The organism is Flavobacterium psychraerolatum (assembly GCF_025960985.1).
Taxonomy (GTDB): Bacteria; Bacteroidota; Bacteroidia; order Flavobacteriales; family Flavobacteriaceae; genus Flavobacterium.
Map to the genome: position 1 here is coordinate 1 of NZ_JAOQMX010000030.1, position 23,517 is coordinate 23,517.

Below are 23,517 nucleotides of genomic sequence, written 5' to 3' on the forward strand. Positions count from 1 at the left end.
GCTCTTGAACTACTCCAATACTTTTTCCAGTCGCAATTTCGACAATAGCAGCCTTTACTGATGAACTTCCTATATCAAATCCTATGTAATACATTTAATTTGTTATTTAATTATTCAATTAAAAATTTTAACTTAGTAAAAATATATTATTCATTATTATTTAAGTCTAAAAATAAAAAATCCATAATTACACCTACATTAAATAACAAAATCTCTAGGAAGGCCAACTAACAACCAATCCGCTCAAAACCAGGTGATTAGAATTTTGTTTTTATTAAATACAAACATTAAAAAAAATACGTAAAGGTTTAAGTAACTTTTTTGTTCTGAATACTAAAAAGGCATTAGTTCTCAAAAAATTACTGTTGTAGCAACTCCTTTAAACATCGCGTTATCATATTATTACAAAGTCCATAATTCCGAAGTATTCTGCGTGCAAAACTATTTATGAAACAGATAAGCAACATATGAAGTTGAAAATGAAAATAAATTATCTTATTTTAGCCCATGTTACACCACTTAAAGCCAATAGAAATGATTCCTAAAATTACATTAAAAAAAATCGCAGCCGAATTTAATGTATCTATAGCTACTGTTTCTAAAGCTTTGAATGACAGCCACGACATTAGTGCCAAAACAAAAGAAAAAATAAAAAAGTTTGCTGTACAGCATCATTACAAACCCAATAAAGTAGCACTGAGTCTTTTAAATAAAAAGACTAAAACCTTAGGAGTTATTATCCCTAATATTATGAATAGTTTTTTTACAGAAGTATTTGTGGGAATTGAGGAAAAAGCTTCTGAACTAGGATACAGTTTAATCTCTTGCATTTCAAATGAGTCTTACGATAAAGAAGTAAACACAGTAGATCTATTAAAAAGCGGCACTATAGATGGCTTTATTATCTCCATCGCCGAAGAGACTCAAATAAATAAAAATTTCACTCATCTCTTTGATGCTATAAACGAAGGTGTACCTATTGTTCTTTTTGACAGAGTGACCGATGAAATCGAATGTGATAAGGTTATTGTTAATGATTTTGAAGGTGCCCGTCATGCTACCGATCATCTTATTAAAACTGGTTGTAAAAAAATTGCTGTCGTTTCTATTATTGACAATTTGAGTGTTGGAAAACTAAGAGTTGAAGGCTATAAAAAAGCATTAACTGATCATGATATTCCAATCGATGAAAAAATAATTGTTCGTTTGTCTAAAAAAGAAGATCTTGAAACAGTAATGAAAATTGTGCTTGCAAACAAAACTATTGACGGATTACTATGCCTCGAAGAAAGTTCTGCTATGCTATCTCTAGACCTTATCAAAAAAATGAATTATAGTATTCCAGATGAAATGTCCATGATCTGTTTTACCAATGGAAAACTACCTCAACATGTCACACCTACAATTACAACTATCAGTCAACATGGTAAATTCATTGGAGAAACGGCCACAAAAATGCTCGTGGAACGATTAGAAAGTAAAATAGAATTGGATTTTTCGACCAAAATTATAAAGACGAGTTTAATTCAAAGAGCATCTACCATGCCATTAATTTAAAAATAAAGATCTTCTTACTAATAGCATAAACTACCACATTAAGCTTATCAATCTATTTGTAGTGAGAGTAACCAAAAAATTGGTTCGCCTTTTACCTAGCTATTTTTAGTACTGATTTTCTACCTGAACTTTAATAACAAAGAATAATTCTCAACTGAAATATAAATTACTCCACTTCGCAATGTCCTTTATGTACAATTTTAAAATTACAGGAATTGGCAATAAAACATAATTCATTTGCTCTGGTATGCAACTCATTTGCCAGCGCTATTTGCTCCTCATTTCGAATAACAACCTGCGGAAATAACCGTACCTCAACAAAGCGTCCTGATCCATTTTCTAAAACTTCAAGAGTTGCTTCGGCCGCATCAGAATAGGATATGACTTCAATTTGGTGCTGTGCACACACATACAAATACGACATCATATGACAGGAGACCACGCTACTCAACAGTAAATCTTCTGGGTTGTACAAACTTGGATCACCTTTAAAGGCTTTGGCTGCCGAAACATTCAGAATCTCTTTTCCTTCGATAAAAACCGTGTGATTCTTAACATATCGTGTAGTTTCTTTTTTGTTCGAAAACCACTGTAGCTGCGCTTTAAAAAGATGTTTGAATGACATAGAATATTATTTTTATCAGTTTAACCAAAATTAGTGTTTTTTGTCCCTGATTGAAAGTTTAATTACAGACTTCCACATTTTTAAAATTCCAATACTTTATATGCTGTAAAACAAAAACGACCCTAAAGGCCAAAGCCATCAGGATCGTTTTAAAGAAACCAAACTACTAATCTCTAACTTTTATTTGAATGGAAACAAAACTGAATCGGTATGTTCTTTTTTCATTATGGCCAACATTTGGGCTACTATTTTTGGGTTTGCTTTCGCAATATTTTTCGTTTCCGCTGGGTCTTTCGATAAATCATACAATTGAAATTCTGGATTTTCATCTTGAGTCATATCATAGATTACACCTTTCCAATTACCTAAGCGCACGGCTTTACGTCCGCCTGTTTGCGGAAATTCCCAGTACATATAAGGATGCAATTTTTGTGCTTTTTGTCCCAATAAGGTAGGCAATAAGGATATTCCATCTGTATTTCCAATTTTTTTCTCACCAACAATCGCTGCAAAAGTTGGTTTCATATCCCAAAATGCTGAGATCACGTTTGAGCTTGTTCCTGCTTTAATTTCGTTGGGCCAAACAGCCAAAAATGGGGCACGAATTCCACCTTCATACAAATCTCTCTTTACTCCTCTTAATCCCGCAGTCCCGTCAAAAAATTCAGGATCTGCACCACCTTCTACCGCTGGACCATTATCACTTGTAAAGATCACTAAGGTATTATCTGCAATTCCTAGCTCTTCTAATTTTGACATAATTTCACCCACATAATTATCGAGCCTAGTCACCATTGTTGCGTAAACGGCATGAGGTGCCAATTGCGATGCATATTTATATTCTACCATATTTGGTCCATAATCAGATAGATAATTGTTTGGCAAAACAAAGGGGTTGTCCTCTTTGTATTTCCCTTTAAAAGCATTGTAAACAGCATCATTTGGCGAAATAATTTCAGCATGTGGTAATACAAATGGCACATAGGCAAAGAAAGGTTTTTTCTTATTTTTCACAATAAATTCCAAAGTAGCTTTCTGTATTTCATCGGGCGCATAGGTTACTTTTTCAGTATAATCATTTCCTCTCAAGAATACTTTCTCTTTATTATGCCACAAATATGGAGGGAAATAGCGGTGTGCTTTCCTTTGACAATTGTAACCATAAAATTCGTCAAAACCTTGATTTAATGGATCTCCTTCAGAATCTATAAATCCCAATCCCCACTTTCCAAAAGCACCAGTCGCATATCCTGCATTTTTAAAAATGTCTGCAATTGTAACTTCGGTACCATCCATTGCTACTTGTCCTTCAAGGTCATGACCTCTTTCGAGATTCCCACGTATAGACGTATGTCCTGTATGCAAGCCTGTAATCAGGGTAGAGCGCGATGGCGCACACACTGCAGATCCACTATAATGCTGAGTAAATTTGATTCCTCTAGCCGCTAATTTATCAATATTGGGTGTATCAAATTTCTTTTGTCCATAACAACTTAAATCGCCATATCCTAAATCATCAGCCAAAATATAGATTACATTCGGCTTAGCACTATTTTGTGCATACATAGTAAACCCTGTTAGAGACACAGCTACAATTGTAATTATTTGTTTTACTATTTTCATAATTATATTATTTTTTTGAGCATTATTTAAATTTCAAACCTGGAACAGAACCATCTGTTCTCAAAATTTCTGTCGCTTTGCCTTGGTAGTTATTTTTATCGAAAATGATATTCTTTGACGTTTTAATCGAAAAAGCGGAGTTCTCAGGAAACAACATTTTATAGGTTCCAGAGTTGGTAATCGTATTTTCCGTAAATTTCAGTCCATCAGTATTATTAACTTCCAGTATCAAGTTATCAAAATGGTTAATTATATTATTTGCAATCACAATATCTCTAAAAGCAATATTCTTACTTTCATCATCAGTTTCAAAACGAATAATTCCACGATTCAATCCACTTATATTACAATCTTGGAAAGTATTGTTTCGAATCGTCAAATCCAATGCACTCCCTGATTCATACCAATAACCACTTTCAACCGGAACCAAAATTGCTTCCATTTCGGTACTAAAAGTACAGTTCTCCACCACTATTTTTCGTGGAGTCGAAAGCAATAAGCCTCTCGCTCTGTTTCGAGTAATAATACAATTTTGAACCAATAATTCTGGATAAGCAGTAAGGTTTTCGATATAATCACCCACTTTCAAAGTAGTAGGTACTTTTTCATTAAACGTAATTATTTGGTAACGACTATTAATTTTTTCGATAGATTTCAATGTCAGCTTTCCATATTCAAAAAAAGAATGATGCAAGTTCACCAATCCAATTTCGTCATTGGGAACTCCAATACTAAAACCTTGCTGTTGGTAATGCCCCACTTTAATTCCGATTTTATTATTACCCAAAAGGTCGACAACCTCCTGATAAGTTCCGTGTACATTTACCGCATCGTCTAGTTGATTATTGAAGGTGCAATTCTTGATTTCGATTTTCCCCCTACATCCTACAAAGTGTGTTGCATCTGCCGTAGTTGAAACAATTCTACCGTTTGATGGCGTAATGTTAAAGTCATCTAATGTGATGTTTTTACTATTTTCTACAATAATACCCATACCTCCCGCATGGTGTACATCAATATTTGTAGCTATAAAATCTTTACTGGAAACGATATGAAAGGCAGGTGCCAAACGATTTTCACTTTGTTCACCTTTCATCGTCATGACATTTCCAATTTCAGGGATTTTTTTGGTATGACCTGAGACACGAACCAATCCAGGTTGCAATTGTACAGTAGTCAATTTATCCTCCATCCCTACTCTTGAATTCTCTGGGGATCGAGGGTCAACTTCGTATTTATGTTTAATATCTTTAACGTCATTTTGAATTTTGGTTTTCGTTCTCGTCGTCAATGGAGTATAGGATTCTGTGTCATAAGTCACCCCTTTGGTTTTTGGATCAAACAGAATCGTTTGACCTATACTATGCTCATAATAATCCTTAATAAAAACCAACTGACCATTTCTTATTTCATAAGGATATTCATTTGAAATTTGCATATCAAAAGTCTTTTTAACTATATCATTTGCAACTATCAAACCTTCACTATGAAAAGTCATTCCCCAGTCAATAGCTAGATTGACAATCTTAATATTTTCTGAATTTTCAACAGAGAACGGAATAATAATCCCATGAAAAATAAAAGTAGAACCCTGACCATCAATAGTCACGTTTTTCATATTGACTATCGGGAAAGCCGTTTTCACCAAACCATTATTATGATTAGAAATCTCTGCATATATTTCTAATCCCTTATCTGGATAAAAATGATAAGTCCCCTTTTCAAATTTAATCTCCGAAAATGGTTTGTCTTTCGCTGCCATAAATTGTGCTAAAACTGAAGGTGTAGCATCGGCAGCAATACTAATATCAAAGTAGACCGAATTGCCTTTTCTTGTTTGAGCCGTTCCTATAATTGCAAAAGTTGCAACATAAAAAAAAATCAAGGAAGCTAGTAATTTAGGATTGTTCTTATTCATAAAATCTAATTATTACTTTTTAGAATTGTAAAGATTCTAAATTATTCCTTAAAAAATGTAATTATCAGTAATTATATTGTCTGTAATAATATAATTAGTCATTTTATGATAGATAAACCATAATTAAAACTACTTTCTGATTCTATTACTACATCAAGGTATAACATCAAAAAAAGATAAGGTTAATTCACCCTATTCTCATATTCTATATTTATAATTGGGTATGCCCCACTAAAAAAAGCGGGTTGGATTCTCTTCTTTACAATTAAAAAGACAAGTAAGGAATATCTTTAAGGAATGGATAAATTATGAGAACAAAACAAAGTTACAGAATTGTTGTCGGGCTATCCACTCCGTTGTGGTAGATTACTTCTATTCTAAACGCGAACCTACTTTCGATTAGAAATTACTAAAAAAATGGAAAATCTCTGCATAACAAAAAAGGCTGTCCTAATTGAACAGCCTTTCTAAGTATATTAATCTATTTTAAAACAAAATAATCTGACCATCATCATCCAGCTGTACATCGCCGTCTTCATCATCACCTTCTTTGCGCTCTGGCTTTTCAGGCACAAACTCAACTGGTGGGTCATACGGTAAAGATTCTAATAAATTCACCTGCTTCAACTTATCCGTTGTCAATTGATTTCCAAGTGCTTTAAAACCTTTAACAGCGATAAAATCTTCCACATCAATGGTAATACTTTCTTTTTGTACTCCTTTTATTTTCGGAAAAACCAATTCGGCCAAGGGTCTATAATCAGTAGATACAATTTCGAGTTGCGAATTAGGATGTTCTGTTATAAATATCTCCTCTTTATTTTCGGTCTCCACCAAGAAACGCTTCAAATAATAACGTTCTTTTTCCCCATCATAATAAATCGCAGATATCGGTTTCTTCGGAATCCATTTTTCCAACACAATCATATCCGATTCAAAATGCGTAGTCAACTCAGGCGTAATTACTTTCAATTTCCCCGACTGCTGAATAATTAAGATCTTATCACTCGGTCTAAATTCACCTAGTAATTCACCTCTTGCATCTACATTCAGTCGTTGTACTGTTTCATCGTACCAAACCTTGCGTGGCAATAAAGTCGAAATTCCTTTCTCCTTAATCTCAATTTTCTTGATCGGATATTTACTAGCAATATTTCCTTTTGAAGAACGGCCTTTGATGGCCATACTTGCAAAATCAATATCAAATTTCAGTTTCTTAATACTTCCTATTTGACGCAATAATATGGTAATCACCTCAGCTTCTCCATTTGGATTGTGTGAAAAATACAAAATTTGAGAACCTTTGGTGCCATTTGTCAAATCATATGCCTTATCACGAGTCACAGCCGTTACATTAAAACGCTTGATATACGAAGGTCCCGATTTACCGTCTCGATAAATCAAGTTATAAATTGTACGCTTATCACTTTTATCAAATATAGAAATATGAATAATATCTTTCCCCACAAAGGTTTTAGCGTCTACCTTAGTAATCATCATGGTACCATCACGCATAAAAACGATCACGTCATCAATATCCGAACAATCGGTTACATATTCATCACGTTTCAAACTCGTTCCCACAAAACCTTCCGCTTTGTTTACGTACAATTTTGTGTTTCTAAGTATTACTTTGGTAGCCTCAATATCATCAAAAACACGCAATTCTGTTTTACGTTCACGTCCTTTTCCGTATTTCTCTTTTAATTTTTGAAAGTAGGCAATAGCAAAATCGGTTAAATGTGCCAAGTGGTGTTCTACTTCACGCATTTCGTCTTCCAATTTCGCAATCAAATCATCCGCTTTATCCGAGTCAAATCGAGTAATACGAATCATCGGGATTTGCGTTAAACGCTGTAAATCCTCATCGTTAATCGCTCGCACAAATGATTTCGAAAAAGGTTCAAAACGATCATACATATATTTGTAAAGCGCTTCTCTATCGGAGTACAATTTGAAATCAATATACATTTCTTCTCGAATGAATATTTTTTCGAGCGTAGAAAAGTGCCATTTGTTTTTTAATTCTTCCAGCTGAATTTCGAGTTCTTGTCGCAACAAGTCCTGTGTTCTTGCGGTAGAAATTTTTAGCATGTGTGATACTCCAATAAACAATGGTTTATTGTCTTCGATCACACAGCCCAAAGGTGCAATTGATGTTTCGCAAGCCGTAAAAGCATACAAGGCATCAATAGTCTTATCTGGAGAGATACCTGGATACATGTGAATTAAAATCTCCACATTTGCCGCCGTATTGTCCTCTATCTTTTTGACCTTGATTTTACCTTTTTCATTCGCTTTCAAGATACTATCAATCAAGGTAGTCGTATTGGTCGAAAACGGAATCTGGCTAATTACCAAGGTATTCTTGTCTAGCTGCGCAATCCTCGCACGTACACGTACACGACCGCCACGCAAACCATCATTGTAGTTTGAAATATCGGCAATTCCTTCCGTCAAGAAATCGGGATATAATGTAAAAGGCTTTCCTTTTAATATTTTAATCGACGCATCAATCAACTCATTAAAATTATGTGGCAACACTTTGGTCGAAAGTCCTACTGCAATTCCTTCTGCTCCTTGTGCAAGCAACAACGGGAATTTAACCGGAAGGTTATTCGGTTCTGCACGACGACCATCATAGGAAACACCCCAATCGGTAATCTTAGGTGAATACAATACTTCCAAGCCAAATTTAGACAAACGTGCCTCGATATATCTCGACGCTGCCGCGCTATCTCCAGTCAAAATATTTCCCCAGTTTCCCTGGCAGTCAATCAACAAATCTTTTTGACCAATTTGCACCATAGCGTCACCAATACTCGCATCCCCGTGTGGGTGATACTGCATGGTGTGCCCAACAACATTGGCTACTTTATTATAACGGCCATCATCTAGCTCTTTTAGCGAGTGCATGATACGACGTTGTACAGGTTTGAACCCATCCTCAATCGCAGGAACTGCACGCTCCAAAATAACATACGAGGCATAATCCAAAAACCAATCTTTGTACATTCCTGTAACTTTGGTTATGGTGTCACCCTCATCGTTTACATTGTCATAAAAGTGACCGCCTTCAAAATTCTTGGCATCTACTTTTATAATCTCCTCTTCTTGACTTTCGTCTGTAGATTGCTCTTCGGCGTTGTTCTCGTCGTCTGAGTTGGGGATGTTATTTTCTTCTTCTTCGTCTTTCAAAATTATTTAAATTTATTTCAGAGATTCCGTTTTCCTTTTATAAAAAACTTGCCCTACCCTATTTATGTGTTCTTTTAAACTTTCCGATTGTAATTCATTATAAACTGAGATATCAAATTTATATGGAATATAACTATCATCTAAGGCGTGCCATAATTTATTAATATCAGCTTGTTTAGGTTCTCCTAAAATGGTAATATCAATATCGGAACCTTCTCTGTAATTTCCTTTAGCACGTGAACCATAAATAATTACTTGGTCAATCGACAAACAATTGTCAATAATTTCCATGATTTCTATATGACTTTTTGGGTACAATCCAAACATTATAAAAAACTAATCATTTTATTTTCAAAATCTAAAAAAACAGCTATATAATCATTTAATATCACTTCTAGGATTTTCAAAATTTCATTCTCGTCATAGATATGTGAAGTCAAGTTTCGACTTTTAATCATATCAAACCAAATTGCTCCATCAGTAATAATCCCGACATTAAAAGCTTCTTTTACAGCGTTCTTACTCCCAAATAAATCAGTTTTGCCTTGCTCCTCCAAAAAGTCTTTCATCACCTTCCAAGACAATTCTTGCGAAACCTCAAAAGCTTGGATAACACCTTGAAGTTCTAATTCAGAAAAATCTCTTTCTTTTTGAATTGCCTTGGCATTTTTTAATTGTCTAAAGGCATTTCGAAAATGTTCAAACCTTTGTTTCCAACGTATGTCTTGATTTTCCATGCTGTAGGTTATCTATGATTTCAAAAATTTTATTACAAAATAGGCAACCGTAAATCCTCCTACAAAGGCAGCGATCACGTAAATAATTTGTTTCTTACTAAGCATTCAATTTATTTAAAAAAATTATTCTTTCTCTGCGACATCCAGTTCCACCTTCAAGTTTCTGATGATGAACTCTTGACGATCTGGGGTGTTTTTACCCATATAAAATTCCAATAACTTTTCGATCGAAGTTGCTTTATCAAGCATTACAGGCTCTAATCGAATGTCTTCTCCAATGAAAAACTGAAACTCATCTGGCGAAATCTCTCCCAATCCCTTAAATCGAGTGATCTCTGGTTTTGGCTTTAATTTTTCTATGGCATTTCGTTTCTCTTCATCAGAATAACAGTATATCGTTTCTTTTTTATTTCGAACCCTGAATAATGGCGTTTGCAAAATATACAAATGTCCATCTTTGATTAACTCAGGAAAAAACTGCAAGAAGAACGTAATCAACAACAATCGAATGTGCATACCATCGACATCGGCATCCGTTGCGATTACAATGTTGTTGTAGCGCAAATTCTCCATATCGTCTTCGATATCCAAAGCGGCTTGCAACAAATTGAATTCTTCATTTTCGTATACAATTTTCTTTGACATTCCGTAGGAGTTCAAAGGCTTACCACGCAAACTAAAAACGGCTTGCGTATTCACATCACGTGATTTGGTAATCGACCCCGAAGCCGAATCTCCCTCAGTAATAAACAAGGTGCTTTCTAGGTAACGAGGATTTTTTATATCGGCAAGATGCACGCGGCAATCTCTTAATTTCTTATTGTGTAAACTCGATTTTTTGGCTCTGTCTTTGGCTAGTTTTCGGATGCCCGACAGCTCTTTACGCTCTCTCTCGGCCTGTAAAATTTTGCGCAATAGCAAATCAGCAGTTTCGGGGTTTTTATGTAAAAAGTTATCCAATTTTGTTTTCACAAAATCATTTACAAAAGTTCGTACCGAAGGCATACCTTCCTCAGAACCCATATCGGTTGAACCTAACTTAGTTTTGGTCTGGGACTCAAAAACAGGTTCCATTACCTTTATACTCACAGCACTAACAATCGATTTACGAATATCAGATGGTTCAAAGTTTTTATTATAAAACTCACGAATGGTTTTCACAATCGCCTCTCTGTACGCTACCAAATGTGTCCCCCCTTGAGTGGTGTTTTGACCGTTTACAAAAGAGTGGTATTCTTCACTGTATTGCGATTTGCTGTGTGTCATCGCAATCTCAATATCTTCTCCTTTAAGGTGAATAATCGGATATACTTTGTCTTCTTCTGCTATATTTTCATCTAATAAATCACGTAAACCATTGTCTGAAAAATATTTTTCGCCATTGAATATAATGGTCAAACCTGCATTTAGGTAGCAGTAATTTTTCAGCATTTTGATCACATACTCATATCTGAATTTGTAATTCTTAAAAATCGCTTCGTCTGGAATAAACGTTACTTTCGTTCCTTTGCGTTTGGTGGTATCAATAACCTCTTCTTCGGCAACCAAATTACCAGCTGAAAATTCTGCTGCTTTTTGTTTCTCTTCACGAACCGATTCTACTCTGAAATAATTGGACAAAGCATTTACCGCCTTGGTACCAACTCCATTCAAACCCACCGATTTTTTAAAGGCTAGCGAATCGTACTTTCCTCCCGTGTTCATTTTCGAAACTACGTCAATGACTTTCCCAAGCGGAATTCCACGACCGTAATCACGTACAGCAACGGTTTTGTCTTTAATCGAAACTTCAATCGTTTTTCCTGCACCCATGACAAATTCATCGATACAGTTATCCATCACCTCTTTTAATAAGATATAAATACCATCATCTGGCGACGAACCATCTCCAAGCTTACCAATATACATCCCAGGACGCATACGGATATGTTCTTTCCAGTCGAGTGATCGAATGTTATCTTCGGTATATTGATTTTGATCTGACATTTTGGAATTTTAACGATTTGGTGCTAATATAACACTTCTCGAACTATTTTGAAAGTAGCACGAATCAAAGTTATTAAGAATGATATTGACAACGAAAAAATTAAGGATTAAAGGAAATGGGATTAAGGAATTAGGATTTGCGATTGAGGATTTGGGTTGCGTGCTTAAAAATTAGCAACAATGTCTTTTAATTCCTTATCGAATTCTGGATTTGAAATAACTCCTTTTTCTTCGTCAAAATTATCATTGAAATTTGGTAACGAAAAAACACCTTTCAATTCTGTTCCAAAACGAGGGAAAGCAGCTTTTGCAATCTCTAATACCGAAGCTCCACCTCTACCACCTGGCGAAGTTGCCATTAAAAGCATACGTTTTTGTTGGAAAACTTCTTTCTGGATTCGGGTGCACCAGTCGAATATGTTTTTGAAAGTAGCGGAGTAATTCCCATTGTGTTCTGCCATTGAAACTACTAAAACATCAGCAGCTGCAATCTTATTCAAAAAAGCTTGCGCCATTTGATGCTGTCCTATCTGTACCTCAACATCTACACTAAAATTAGGCATCTCAAAATCATTTAAATCCAAAACTTCAACTTGGGCGTTATCGAACAAACTAGCGGCATAGGTTGCGAGTTTTTTATTAATCGAATTTTTACTTGAACTGGCTGCAAAGGCTATTATTTTCATGTTTTTTTATTATAAATGTATAAAAAAACAATAAACTAAACTACTCTGTAACCTTGAAACTGAATGAAAGAGTTTCTCAATCTGAAGAAATTTTCGGAATTCAATCTAAGCCAAAAAATCCTACCTCAACCAGATAACACACATCGCTTATATTGGCATCGCACGACAGTACCTTTTAGTCTAAATAGAATTCAAATTGAAAAGACTTCGAAAAGAATACGTGCAATATCTATTTTATTTTACTGTAATTAACTGTGCATTTGATTAGTAGTAATAGTTGGATGATGAGTTTGCGGGCCTAATCTAAATCTTAAATTTATTTTTTATGTTTCAAAAAATTAAAATAACTAAATGCTGCACCTTTAAAAGACGTTTCCTCTAAAGTCTTTTTTTTATCCCTTTCTTTTTTAATAACTCTCCTTTTTATTCCCTTTAATTCAAATGGAAGGCGTTTTAATTGAATCCGTCTTCTTTTATCTAAATATTTTAATTGTGTAGTTGTAATTTTGTTTGTTTCTAATTTTTTAAAACCATTAGTCCAACATAATGCTTGGCTTTCTGGAACTTTATGATTTAATATGTCAATTCTTCCAACTGACATAGAAATTAATTTTTGTTGTAAAGTCGCTCCTAGTTGATTAACTGATTTTCTTGAATGTTTTTCTTCAATTATATCAGTGTATTTTAATTTCCCTAAAGATTTCAACATGTTTTGAGCTGTATCAGTTTGTTTTTTTGTCTCTTTTTTAAGAGTAGCTTTTCTAACCCTAATTCTACCATAAAAGTCAACTTGATAACCAACAAAAGAAACCCAAGGCACATTATCCTTACCCAAATGTTTATTCCCCCAAAAAAAAGGTTCTTTTGATTTATTTTCCCAGAATTTCAGACTATTTATTTTTTGTTTATAATCTATAGTTTTTTTAGGGTCATGATAAAGAAGAAAATTATCACGCAGACCCTTCATGAAAACGTGTAATGTATCACTACAAGCATCTTGACTTTTATGCATTAAAATCATATCGTCGCAATATCTTAAATAAAAAACATCTGGTTTGTGGTTTAACACTTTTTCATCAACATTATGCAAAATCAAATTTGAAATAAAACATGATATTGCATTTCCTTGAGGAACTCCTAACAAATAATTCGAAGTGTAATTAACTCCAAATTCTTGATTTAATTCCTTTTCAACCCAGTCAAAATTACCAGAAGGAAGACCTCTAGAAATAAACCATTGAGGATTAGAATTTAAAGATAAAATGTCCTTTTGAAATGAAAATGAAGACAAAAACAACTTAAAAATAATTTTGGCTTTACTATCTAAAACAATCTTCTTTGTAGACTCAATATTCAAAGATAAATCATTAAAAATTTTTAGTAGATATTCATGTTGGACAGTGTCAAAAAATTTTTGAATATCACATTCTGCAACCCATAAATCTTTTTCTTTAGTTCGATTATTTAAAATAGCCTGAATACAATCATGATGAGTAGGTATTTTATTCTGTTTATCTTTAGCTCTAAATGCATAAGAGCAATCTAAAAATGAATGTTCAAAAAATTGAGTAAGATATTTTGCAGTCAAGGAACAAATAATCTTATCCTCAATGTTATATAATGCTATTGGTCGACAGATAAGTACATTATTTTTATATTTTTTTTTAATCCCACGTATTTCTGGTCTAGTCATCTGAAAATTTGAATTCTCTACATTAAACACTATATTTTGAATATTCTCAATATAAGTCACGAGATTCTCATACCATTTAGGAGCTTGCATTACTCCTTTTTCAATATTTTCTTTAGTTTTTGTAAATGTTTTATGTAGTCTTAATTCATTTATCTTTATACTACTATTACATGACTTTCGTTCTGATTGATTAAGTTCAATCCATTGTCTTCGGCTAGGAAATAAATCTTGAAGTATTTTAAATTCTAAGTTACTCTCTGAACTTAAAATTTTATTTGTGGATTGATGCAAACTTATGTCTCTAAACATATGCTTTTCATGCCTTTTATTTGCAGCCTTTGCTCTATATTTGCATAAAACACGTAGAATATTGTCAGTTGAAAAAAAAGAATTAAAATTCATTATTAAAAAATTAAAAGCGTAGACTGTAGTAATATAATAGGTGATACATAAATGTGAGTCAAAGTAAAAAAATATCAGGACCCATAGGACTCGTTGGATTTTTCGGTTTTAACCTAGTTAGCGGAAACTAACATCCTGCAAAATATAATGCATTTCTGCACTGTCTAGCTACGCTTTCAACAAATGTAGGTATTTTTAGATTAATAGTATGAGAAAACTTTCATCAATAAGAGTTACAAAATTTAACAGCTTAAAAAACACTCAAAATTATTCAAATATAACGATGTTTGATGAGCTTAATCATATAAAAAATGGCACTTATAAAGATATTGTTCAAACCTGTAGAGAAGCACTAAAACAAAATGACAAAGAATTATATAATAAGTTAAAGAGTAATTTACCCGCAGTAACTTTTTGTGGTGAATTTAAAGGAAGAAAGGCAATTGATATTGTTGTATATAACAATTTAATGATCTTAGATATAGATGACCTTTCTTCAAATGATTTTCTCAACATCAAAAAAAACATCTCAAATGATAAATATGTACTTTCATTATGGGATTCTCCCTCCGGTAGTGGTATTAAATGCTTAATTAAAATTGATAGTTCAATTGAAAAACATAAAGGGATTTTTAATTCATTAAGTGTTTATTTTTTAGAAAATTATCAAATCATCTTAGACCAAAGTGGAAAAGATATTTCAAGATTATGCTTTTCATCTTGGGATGAAAACATATACTACAATCATGATTCGGAAATTTATATTGATTACATAGATTTTAAAGAAGAAAAGCAAAAAAACAACAAACCTTTAAAACCGGTAACCTTAGCAAAAAGTGCTTATGCTACAGAAGGACTTAATAAGAAAAGTGATCGCTTTTTAATGAAAAAAATTATTGAGTATCTAATCAAAAAAAACATCTCCATTACTTCTAATTTTGATTCGTGGGTAAAAATCGCATTAGCACTATCATATTCATTTAGTTATGATGTTGGTGAAAAATATTTCTTGAGTCTATGTAGATTAGACTTAGACAAACATAATGAAGAAAAATCTATTCTATTATTACAAAATTGTTATAACAATAGAAAAATAAATTTAGATGAAACAATATCGTTCGCAACTATAATTTTCTTTGCCAAAGAGAATGGATTCATAATTAAAAATCAATTAAAAAAATGATAAAAACTATAACAATTGAAAGATTTAAAAATATTAAAAAAATTAAACTAGATCTAGAAAACATCAACATACTTGTTGGTTCAAATAATGCGGGTAAAAGTTCTATTCTTCAAAGTATTCAATTTGCAGTTGCTATAGCACAAACAACATCATTAGAAGAATTTGGAAAGACAAAATGGATTACCAACAAATTATCAACATCCCTTACGGCAAATCAAATTATTTATTCTCCTGTGCGTGATATATACGCACTTGGTTACGGTGGTTCATTAAGTCAAGACAAACAAAAATGTATAAGCGTTAAACTTGAAGATGCTGACAGCAATGACATTGCAACTTTCTTATTAAGAAAAGGAAGGAATAAAAATCTATTGACAGAAATTGAAGGTATGACTTTAGGAAATCCTATCAGAGATTTAGAAAACCCATATTCTATTTATGTGCCTGGATTGTCTGGAATTCCTCCTTTTGAAGAACTTAAGAGTGAAGGTTTAGTAAGAAGAATGGCAGCTAAAGGAGATGCCAACAATGTTTTTAGAAATGTATTATGGTTATTATTTCAAGATTCAACAAAATGGGATGCTTTTTTAAGCGATTTCAAAGATATTTTTAAAGACCTGGAAATTAAGATATCGTTCAATCAATTAAAAGATGAATATTTAAACGTTTATATTAAGTCCGACAAAAATAAAACCTACCCCATAGATTCATTTGGAACTGGTGTACTGCAAATAATTCAAGTACTTTCATACATACACCTTTATAATCCAAAAATTTTAATTCTAGATGAACCTGACAGTCATTTACACCCTAGTAATCAACGTGTTCTTGCAGAAAAATTAAACGAAATTACTCTACGTCTAAATTTTCAAATAATTATCAGTACTCATTCTCGTCATCTACTTGATTCTTTTAGAGAATATGCAAAAGTAAATTGGATATCTAATGGTGAAATTAAAAATGAAGAATATGATTTCATAAGTGTATTACTTGAAATCGGAGCTTTGGATAGAGGTGATGTTTTAAATGGTAATGTAAAATGTGTTGTATTTACCGAAGATAGTAAAACTGAATTCTTAGAAAATATCCTAATTGTCAATGGATTTAATATGACTGAAACACAAATTTGGTCTTACGATGGTTGTTCTAAAATTGAAACTGCAATTATTTTGGCCGCATTTATAAAAGAAAAAGCTCCCAGCACTAAAATTTTAATCCATCGCGACAGTGATTATTTAGATAAAAAATCTTGTACAGAAATTGAATTAAAAGCAAATAAAGCAGATATTGAAATTTTTTTTACAGTAGGAACTGATATTGAATCTCATTATTTAAATCCTAATCATATTCATAAATCATATGATAATTTAACACTTAGCCAAATAACTACTGCTTTAGCTCAATCTACAAATGAAATAAAAGAAAAATCATTAGAAATATTTATTAACAATAGAAGTACCTTGGCATTAAGCATTCAGTATTCTGGTGGTGAAAAAATAAACCCAGGAAAAATATCTGCTCAATGTAACTCTGAATATGATGCAAATACTATAAGATATAGGCACGGTAAAAAAGTATTTAAAGATTTAAAAAACAGACTCCAAAAATTAGGAGGTCAGCGAAATATCATTGAACCAAGTGACTATTTAAAACATGTTACATTAGAAGAAATAAAAGAGAAAATCTGGCACTAAGTTTTTGCTTACGAATTTCAAACATGTTTTTTTAACACTAATATTTGCTTATCCCTCTTCACTCCTATCATAGATTTTTATTCAATTATTATAGATGTGAAAATATGACCGAGACCGCAATCTTCCGGGTTTTACTTAAAAACTCGAGGATCTCCAAACCGAGCATTTGCGTAAGAGATTAAACCTGTTTTTCAGAGATAGATTTTATCACAACAGCCCACAAAAAAAACCGCAAAATCACTTTTGCGGGTTCTCTTAATATTCTTTATTCTTTATTCTTTATCTGAGTTAAGATTTACACGTTAAAACGGAAGTGCATTACATCACCATCTTTTACGATATACTCTTTTCCTTCTACTTTGAATTTCCCTGCTTCTTTACATTTAGCTTCAGAACCGTAGTGAACGAAATCTTCGTAAGCGATTACTTCGGCACGGATGAATCCTTTTTCGAAATCGGTATGGATTACTCCCGCTGCTTGTGGCGCAGTTGATCCAATGTTGATTGTCCAAGCACGAACTTCTTTTACACCTGCTGTAAAATACGTTTGTTGTTTCAATAATTTGTAAGCAGCACGAATTAAAACAGATGCTCCAGGCTCTGTTAACCCCATGTCTTCAAGAAAAACTTGACGCTCTTCAAAACTTTCCAATTCTGTGATATCTGCTTCGGCACCTACTGAAAGGATGATTACTTCGGCATCTTCGTCTTTTACTAATTCTTTAACTAGGTCAACGTATTTGTTTCCGTTTACTGCTGAGTTTTCGTCAACATTACATACATACAAAACTGGTTTAGCTGTAATTAATTGAAACGATTCCATTAAAACCTCTTCGTCATTGCTTTGTGGTGTAATAGTACGAGCTGATTTCGCTTGTAATAATGCTTCACGTACACGATCCAATAATGCTTTTTCGGTAATTGCTTCTTTGTTTCCTGTTTTTGCAGCACGGTTTACTTTTTCTAAACGCTTGTCTACCGTTTCCAAATCTTTCAATTGTAACTCGATATCAATCGTTTCTTTGTCACGAATTGGGTTTACATTTCCGTCTACGTGAACGATGTTATCATTGTCAAAACAACGCAAAACGTGAATAATAGCGTTACATTCTCTAATGTTTCCAAGAAATTGATTTCCTAATCCTTCTCCTTTACTTGCACCTTTTACCAAACCTGCAATATCTACGATATCTACCGTTGCCATTTGCACACGCTCTGGTTTAACCAATTCTTCCAATTTATTGATACGTGGATCTGGTACATTTACTACACCAATATTAGGCTCAATAGTACAGAAAGGAAAGTTGGCACTTTGCGCTTTTGCATTTGATAAACAATTAAAAAGGGTTGATTTTCCAACATTAGGTAATCCTACAATTCCTGCTTTCATGGTATATATATTTTAGAGTTCATACCTTAATTATAGATATGCTTTGAAAAACTTCATTTTAAAAGTTTGCAAATATACCATTTAAAAAATGCTTTACCCATTTTAATTTGGAGTTTAAAATAATTTTCACCCCTTTTTTGCATATTTAATAATATTTAGACTTTTAATACATAATTTAACATTTAAACATTAAAAACTGTATTTTTAACAATTATTCACATAATAAAACGTTAAAACTATAGTATCTTGCACTTTAAATTCTAAAAATAAAAATATGAAAAAAATTTACCTGATAATTTTACTCTTTAACATCAGCTTTCTTTTTGCTCAAAAAAGCATCACTGGAGTAGTTAAAGATTCAAACGGAAGTAGCCTACCTGGTGTTAATATTATTGAAAAAGGAACTAACAAAGGGGTCTCTACCGATTTTGATGGTAGATATAAAATAAATGTAAAAGAGGGAGCAACACTAGTTTATAGCTACATTGGTTACACAACAGTAGAAAAACCAGCTACAGGAACGATCCTAAACATTACACTAAAATCTGAAGGTGGAGAACTCTTGAACGACATTTTAATTGTTGGGTCTAGAAATTCAAAAAGAACCGTTGTAAATTCTGCTGTTCCAATTGATATTATTAATGTAAAAGACATTACTACTCAAAGTGGTAAAATGGAAATTAACGAATTATTACAATATGTTGCTCCATCGTTTAACGCCAACAAACAATCTGGTTCTGATGGATCGGATCATGTTGACCCTGCATCGTTAAGAGGACTAGGACCTGACCAGACCTTAGTTTTAATTAACGGTAAGAGGAGACACCAATCGTCACTGATCAACCTTTTTGGTACTCGTGGACGTGGAAATACAGGAACAGATTTGAATGCAATTCCTGCAAGTTCAATTAAAAGAATCGAAATTCTGAGAGATGGTGCTGCTGCTCAATATGGGTCTGACGCTATCGCTGGTGTTGTCAATATCGTACTTAATGATAATGTTGATGAATTTACAGGATCGGTTACTTATGGAGTTTACAACACAAACGCCAAAGGAGACTTTCCTGAAGGAACTGCTAATACAAAAAACTACAGATTAGACCTTAATGGAAACGGAAACTCTGTTGGTAAAAATCAATCGTTTGATGGTGGATCTGTAAAAGTTGGTGCTAACTACGGAGTTGCTATTGGCGACAAAGGAGGTTTTGCCAATTTCACTACAGAATATATTAACAAAAACAAAACACTTAGACCTGGTTTTGACTTTAGAAAAGGATTTGGAGAAGCTGCAATTCAAAGTTTCAATATGTTTGCCAACATGATGGTTCCAGTATCTGACAAAACAGAATTCTACGCTTTTGGTGGTCGAAATTTTAGAGATACAGACGCGTATGCTTTTACACGTAATGATGGAGCTAGAGTAGTAGAAACAATTTACCCAGGAGGATACAGCCCAAGAATTACTTCAAACATTTTGGACAATTCACTTGCGGTTGGTTTTAGAACTACTACAACGGGTGGATGGAAACTAGACTTTAGTAATACCAACGGGAAAAATCTTTTTCATTACTACGTAAAAGGAACTTTAAATGCTTCGTTAGAAAATGCTTCGCCTACTGACTTTGATGCTGGTGGACATAGCTTGACACAAAACACAACAAATCTTGACATCTCTAAAAACTATGATATTCTAGAAGGTTTCAACGTTGCCTTTGGAAGTGAGTACAGAACAGAGAAATTCACCATTTTTGCTGGAGAAGAAGGATCATATTCTACATATGACACCAACGGAAGAGTAATTACAGATCCTACTACGCAATCTGCCCCAATAATTCCTAATCCAGATTACGATTCAACAAAACCAATATCCTCAGACAACCCTGTAACATTAAGTAGACCGGGAGGTTCTCAAGGTTTTCCTGGTTATAGCCCTGCAAATGCAGTTGATAAAACCAGATCCAACGTTTCTTTGTACTCTGATTTAGAATTAGACGTGACCAAAGCATTTTTAGTAAGTGGAGCCGTTCGTTTTGAGCATTACAGTGATTTTGGTAGTACATTGAATGGAAAACTAGCAGCTAGATTGAAAGTAAACAACCATATTAATGTAAGAGGATCTGTAAGCACTGGATTTAGAGCACCATCTTTGGCTCAGGTATATTACAATTTACGTTTCACCAACTTTAATGCGGGAGGTGCATCTGAAGTTTTATTATCTCCAAACAGTAGTCCCGTGACCAAAGCATTTGGTATAAACAAATTAAATGAAGAGCGCGCATTAAATACTTCATTGGGATTCACTGCTAATTTTGGTGACTTTACCGCTACAGTTGATGGATATTATATCAAAGTAAAAGACCGTATCGTCTTGACTGGTTATTTTGACGCAAAAGTATTCAATCTAGGAGTTGACAAAGCACAATTTTTTGTAAACGGTGCAGATACTCAAACAAAAGGATTGGATTTAGTTTTTGCTTGGAAAAAGAAAATTGGAGCTCAGACTTTTGGCGCTACCTTGGTAGGAAACATCAATGACATGAAAATAACAAAAGTAAAAAACGGAAGTCTTGATGAGCAAATTTTCTTTGGAGAAAGAGAAAAAGCTTTCCTTTTGGCATCTGCTCCAGCAAGTAAATTTGGGCTAAACCTTAGCTACCAAAAAAATAAGCTAAATGCTGGATTGGCTTTCACTCGTTTTAGCGAAATAAAACTACTAGATTACCAAGCTATCGAACCAACTATCAATTATGCAAGTTTCGATGAAAAAATCAAATTGGCTGCTGATATCTATACTGCCAAAATAACTACTGATTTAACAGTGGGTTACAAATTGACAAAAGCAACAAAATTGAGCATTGGAGCAAACAACTTATTCAATATTTACCCTGACCAACAAGACGACTGGGTTGAAGGTGGTGGTTATTGGGATGCCGTTCAAATGGGATTTGGAGGAGCTTACTACTATGCTAGACTTGGTCTTAATTTCTAAAATCAATTCATAAATTAAAAACAATGTCATCCTGCTGCCTTCAAAAACTTCAAATAGAAGATTTAAAAAGCATCAGGATGACCTTTTTTATTTTACCGTTCTACCCGCAAAACAACTTAGAGTCAGCTGAATTATTCCATTTAATTCGAAAAAAGTAAGTATTACAATCGGATAACCATAGTAGAATCAAAAAAATTATACTTCTTGCTCAATCAAAAAAAAGCATAAAAAAATCCTGAATTCACATTCAGGATTTTTTTTTATTGTTAAAAATTCAACTATTCGTTATGCAAAAATGCTTTTCTGCTTAATAACGTTTCATCGTCTTCTACATGATTGTCATCTGGAATACAACAGTCAACAGGACATACAGCAGCACATTGAGGCTCATCATGAAACCCTTTACACTCTGTACATTTTCCTGGTACAATATAATACACTTCATCTGAAACTGGAGTTTGAGCATCATCTGCATCAACCTCTGTCCCATCAGCAAGGATTACTTTTCCAGTTAATTTGGTACCATCTTTATATCTCCAATCGTCAGCACCTTCATAGATTGCTGTATTTGGACATTCTGGTTCACATGCACCACAGTTGATACATTCGTCTGTTATGATAATTGCCATTTTGTTCTTTAATTTATGATTTTCAAAGTTAAATGTTTCCTGCCAAAAACATTTGACACAAGACTTTTGACTTTCGACTTATTAAATCTTACTTTTGTGCAAAATTACAATCAAAACATTTCATAAACAAACATTATGACATTAGAAAACAAAAAAAATGCTTTTATTGAATTAGGGAAATTCTTGTCTCAGTTTTCCGAAGCCGAAAACACTCCAAAAGAAGGTGTTTTGGGCAATGCCGTTTTTTTTGATTCTTTTGCAGATTTGATTCTGCTAACGCAATCTCACAACGGTTGGTACACTCCCGAGCATGTTCATTTTGCCTTGCGATCTTGGGCAGAGGCATTAACCAAAGAAAACCTTGACACTTGGTTAGACACCTATGACTTCAGCACTATTAACTCAAAGAGAGTTGCTTTAATTTTGGCTGGAAACATTCCATTGGTTGGATTCCATGATTTTTTATCGGTTATCATTTCTGGACATGAAGCGGTAATTAAATTATCATCAAATGACCAACATTTATTGCCATTTTTATCTAAATACTTAATTCATGTACAACCAGATTTAGCTTCAAAAATAACATTCACCGAAGGTAGATTAACAAATTTTGACACTGTAATTGCCACCGGAAGCAACAACACAGCTCGTTATTTTGAATATTATTTTAAAGATAAACCATCTATTATTCGAAAAAGCCGCAACTCAATAGCCGTTTTGGATGGAAATGAAAGCAAAGAACAATTAGTCGCTTTAGGAGAAGATATATTTAGGTATTTTGGACTAGGTTGCCGTAATGTATCAAAGCTTTTTGTACCCAAAGGTTATGTATTTGATCCCTTTTTTGAAGCCATGTTCGAATACCAAGATGTAATTCATTACGAAAAATATGCTAACAATTACGATTACAACAAAGCCGTATTCTTGATGAGTAATTTCAAATTGCTAGACAATGGATTTTTGACTATCAAAGAAGATGTAAGTCATGCCTCTCCTATTTCGAGTCTTTTTTATGAGTTTTATGAAGATTTGGCTGATTTACAGAAAAAGCTAGAAATAGAAGAAGAAAACATACAATGTATAGTGAGCAATAATCTTATAGCAAACAGCATTGACTTTGGACAGACACAACATCCTAAATTATGGGATTACGCAGATAATATCGATACTATATCGTTTTTGTTAATAACATAATCAAAATTTTAAT

The 23,517-nt window shown here is 33.4% G+C and carries 16 protein-coding genes; 5 read left to right on the plus strand and 11 right to left on the minus strand.

Annotation, left to right across the window (positions count from 1 at the left end; translation table 11 throughout):
* Nucleotides 1-534 precede the first annotated feature (534 nt).
* Nucleotides 535-1,557, plus strand: a complete 1,023-nt coding sequence (locus tag M2326_RS11680; protein ID WP_264619738.1) for a LacI family DNA-binding transcriptional regulator — start codon at nt 535-537, stop codon at nt 1,555-1,557.
* 166 nt (nt 1,558-1,723) lie between these two features.
* Here the strand turns inward: M2326_RS11680 and M2326_RS11685 are convergent, their stop codons facing one another.
* From M2326_RS11685 to M2326_RS11725, 9 genes are all read right to left on the minus strand, one after another.
* Entirely contained in the window at nt 1,724-2,182 is a 459-nt protein-coding gene (locus tag M2326_RS11685) for an OsmC family protein (protein ID WP_264619739.1), read from the minus strand.
* 180 nt (nt 2,183-2,362) lie between these two features.
* Entirely contained in the window at nt 2,363-3,805 is a 1,443-nt protein-coding gene (locus M2326_RS11690; RefSeq protein ID WP_264619740.1) for an arylsulfatase, read from the minus strand.
* A gap of 22 nt (nt 3,806-3,827) precedes the next feature.
* Nucleotides 3,828-5,723: a right-handed parallel beta-helix repeat-containing protein gene (locus tag M2326_RS11695; protein ID WP_264619741.1), complete on the minus strand. Its 1,896-nt coding sequence runs from the start codon at nt 5,721-5,723 to the stop codon at nt 3,828-3,830.
* A 486-nt stretch (nt 5,724-6,209) separates the two neighbouring features.
* Nucleotides 6,210-8,921, minus strand: coding sequence for a DNA gyrase/topoisomerase IV subunit A (locus tag M2326_RS11700; protein WP_264619742.1), 2,712 nt, complete (start codon nt 8,919-8,921; stop codon nt 6,210-6,212).
* 12 nt (nt 8,922-8,933) lie between these two features.
* A complete protein-coding gene (locus M2326_RS11705) occupies nt 8,934-9,248 on the minus strand; it encodes a nucleotidyltransferase family protein (RefSeq protein ID WP_264619743.1) in 315 nt (104 codons plus the stop codon).
* The gene (locus tag M2326_RS11710) at nt 9,248-9,658 is read right to left on the minus strand and encodes a nucleotidyltransferase substrate binding protein (protein WP_264619744.1); all 411 of its coding nucleotides are present in this window, start codon (nt 9,656-9,658) and stop codon (nt 9,248-9,250) included. The genes M2326_RS11705 and M2326_RS11710 overlap by 1 nt, the downstream gene beginning before the upstream one ends.
* 123 nt (nt 9,659-9,781) lie before the next feature.
* Nucleotides 9,782-11,644: a DNA topoisomerase IV subunit B gene (locus M2326_RS11715; protein WP_264619745.1), complete on the minus strand. Its 1,863-nt coding sequence runs from the start codon at nt 11,642-11,644 to the stop codon at nt 9,782-9,784.
* A 164-nt stretch (nt 11,645-11,808) separates the two neighbouring features.
* Nucleotides 11,809-12,330 (minus strand): NADPH-dependent FMN reductase, encoded by a 522-nt coding sequence (locus M2326_RS11720; protein ID WP_264619746.1) that lies wholly within the window; start codon nt 12,328-12,330, stop codon nt 11,809-11,811.
* 316 nt (nt 12,331-12,646) lie between these two features.
* Complete coding sequence (locus M2326_RS11725) at nt 12,647-14,425, minus strand: reverse transcriptase domain-containing protein (protein ID WP_264619747.1); 1,779 nt, start codon at nt 14,423-14,425, stop codon at nt 12,647-12,649.
* Nucleotides 14,426-14,633: 208 nt separating this feature from the next.
* Between M2326_RS11725 and M2326_RS11730 the strand changes: the two genes are divergently transcribed.
* Together M2326_RS11730 and M2326_RS11735 are read left to right on the plus strand one after the other, a co-directional pair.
* On the plus strand, nt 14,634-15,608 hold the full coding sequence (locus M2326_RS11730) for a BT4734/BF3469 family protein (RefSeq protein WP_264619748.1): 975 nt from the start codon (nt 14,634-14,636) through the stop codon (nt 15,606-15,608).
* Entirely contained in the window at nt 15,605-17,302 is a 1,698-nt protein-coding gene (locus M2326_RS11735) for an AAA family ATPase (RefSeq protein WP_264619749.1), read from the plus strand. Before M2326_RS11730 ends, M2326_RS11735 begins: the two co-directional genes overlap by 4 nt.
* A gap of 295 nt (nt 17,303-17,597) precedes the next feature.
* Here M2326_RS11735 and ychF read toward each other — a convergent pair whose 3' ends face one another.
* On the minus strand, nt 17,598-18,692 hold the full coding sequence (gene ychF, locus M2326_RS11740; protein WP_108742057.1) for a redox-regulated ATPase YchF: 1,095 nt from the start codon (nt 18,690-18,692) through the stop codon (nt 17,598-17,600).
* A gap of 274 nt (nt 18,693-18,966) precedes the next feature.
* On the opposite strand from ychF, the gene M2326_RS11745 reads away from it, so the two are divergent.
* Entirely contained in the window at nt 18,967-21,681 is a 2,715-nt protein-coding gene (locus M2326_RS11745; RefSeq protein WP_264619750.1) for a TonB-dependent receptor, read from the plus strand.
* A gap of 278 nt (nt 21,682-21,959) precedes the next feature.
* Here the strand turns inward: M2326_RS11745 and M2326_RS11750 are convergent, their stop codons facing one another.
* The gene (locus tag M2326_RS11750) at nt 21,960-22,310 is read right to left on the minus strand and encodes a 4Fe-4S dicluster domain-containing protein (RefSeq protein ID WP_264619751.1); all 351 of its coding nucleotides are present in this window, start codon (nt 22,308-22,310) and stop codon (nt 21,960-21,962) included.
* 135 nt (nt 22,311-22,445) lie between these two features.
* Between M2326_RS11750 and M2326_RS11755 the strand changes: the two genes are divergently transcribed.
* Nucleotides 22,446-23,504, plus strand: a complete 1,059-nt coding sequence (locus M2326_RS11755) for an acyl-CoA reductase (protein WP_264619752.1) — start codon at nt 22,446-22,448, stop codon at nt 23,502-23,504.
* Nucleotides 23,505-23,517 lie beyond the last annotated feature (13 nt).

What these genes read in the sequence shown, in the direction of transcription:
- M2326_RS11680 (WP_264619738.1), top strand. Translation starts at nt 535, where the DNA reads ATGATTCCTAAAATTACATTAAAAAAAATCGCAGCCGAATTTAATGTA.
- M2326_RS11685 (WP_264619739.1), bottom strand. Translation starts at nt 2,182, where the DNA reads ATGTCATTCAAACATCTTTTTAAAGCGCAGCTACAGTGGTTTTCGAAC.
- M2326_RS11690 (WP_264619740.1), bottom strand. Translation starts at nt 3,805, where the DNA reads ATGAAAATAGTAAAACAAATAATTACAATTGTAGCTGTGTCTCTAACA.
- M2326_RS11695 (WP_264619741.1), bottom strand. Translation starts at nt 5,723, where the DNA reads ATGAATAAGAACAATCCTAAATTACTAGCTTCCTTGATTTTTTTTTAT.
- M2326_RS11705 (WP_264619743.1), bottom strand. Translation starts at nt 9,248, where the DNA reads ATGTTTGGATTGTACCCAAAAAGTCATATAGAAATCATGGAAATTATT.
- M2326_RS11710 (WP_264619744.1), bottom strand. Translation starts at nt 9,658, where the DNA reads ATGGAAAATCAAGACATACGTTGGAAACAAAGGTTTGAACATTTTCGA.
- M2326_RS11715 (WP_264619745.1), bottom strand. Translation starts at nt 11,644, where the DNA reads ATGTCAGATCAAAATCAATATACCGAAGATAACATTCGATCACTCGAC.
- M2326_RS11720 (WP_264619746.1), bottom strand. Translation starts at nt 12,330, where the DNA reads ATGAAAATAATAGCCTTTGCAGCCAGTTCAAGTAAAAATTCGATTAAT.
- M2326_RS11725 (WP_264619747.1), bottom strand. Translation starts at nt 14,425, where the DNA reads ATGAATTTTAATTCTTTTTTTTCAACTGACAATATTCTACGTGTTTTA.
- M2326_RS11730 (WP_264619748.1), top strand. Translation starts at nt 14,634, where the DNA reads ATGAGAAAACTTTCATCAATAAGAGTTACAAAATTTAACAGCTTAAAA.
- M2326_RS11735 (WP_264619749.1), top strand. Translation starts at nt 15,605, where the DNA reads ATGATAAAAACTATAACAATTGAAAGATTTAAAAATATTAAAAAAATT.
- ychF (WP_108742057.1), bottom strand. Translation starts at nt 18,692, where the DNA reads ATGAAAGCAGGAATTGTAGGATTACCTAATGTTGGAAAATCAACCCTT.
- M2326_RS11745 (WP_264619750.1), top strand. Translation starts at nt 18,967, where the DNA reads ATGAAAAAAATTTACCTGATAATTTTACTCTTTAACATCAGCTTTCTT.
- M2326_RS11750 (WP_264619751.1), bottom strand. Translation starts at nt 22,310, where the DNA reads ATGGCAATTATCATAACAGACGAATGTATCAACTGTGGTGCATGTGAA.
- M2326_RS11755 (WP_264619752.1), top strand. Translation starts at nt 22,446, where the DNA reads ATGACATTAGAAAACAAAAAAAATGCTTTTATTGAATTAGGGAAATTC.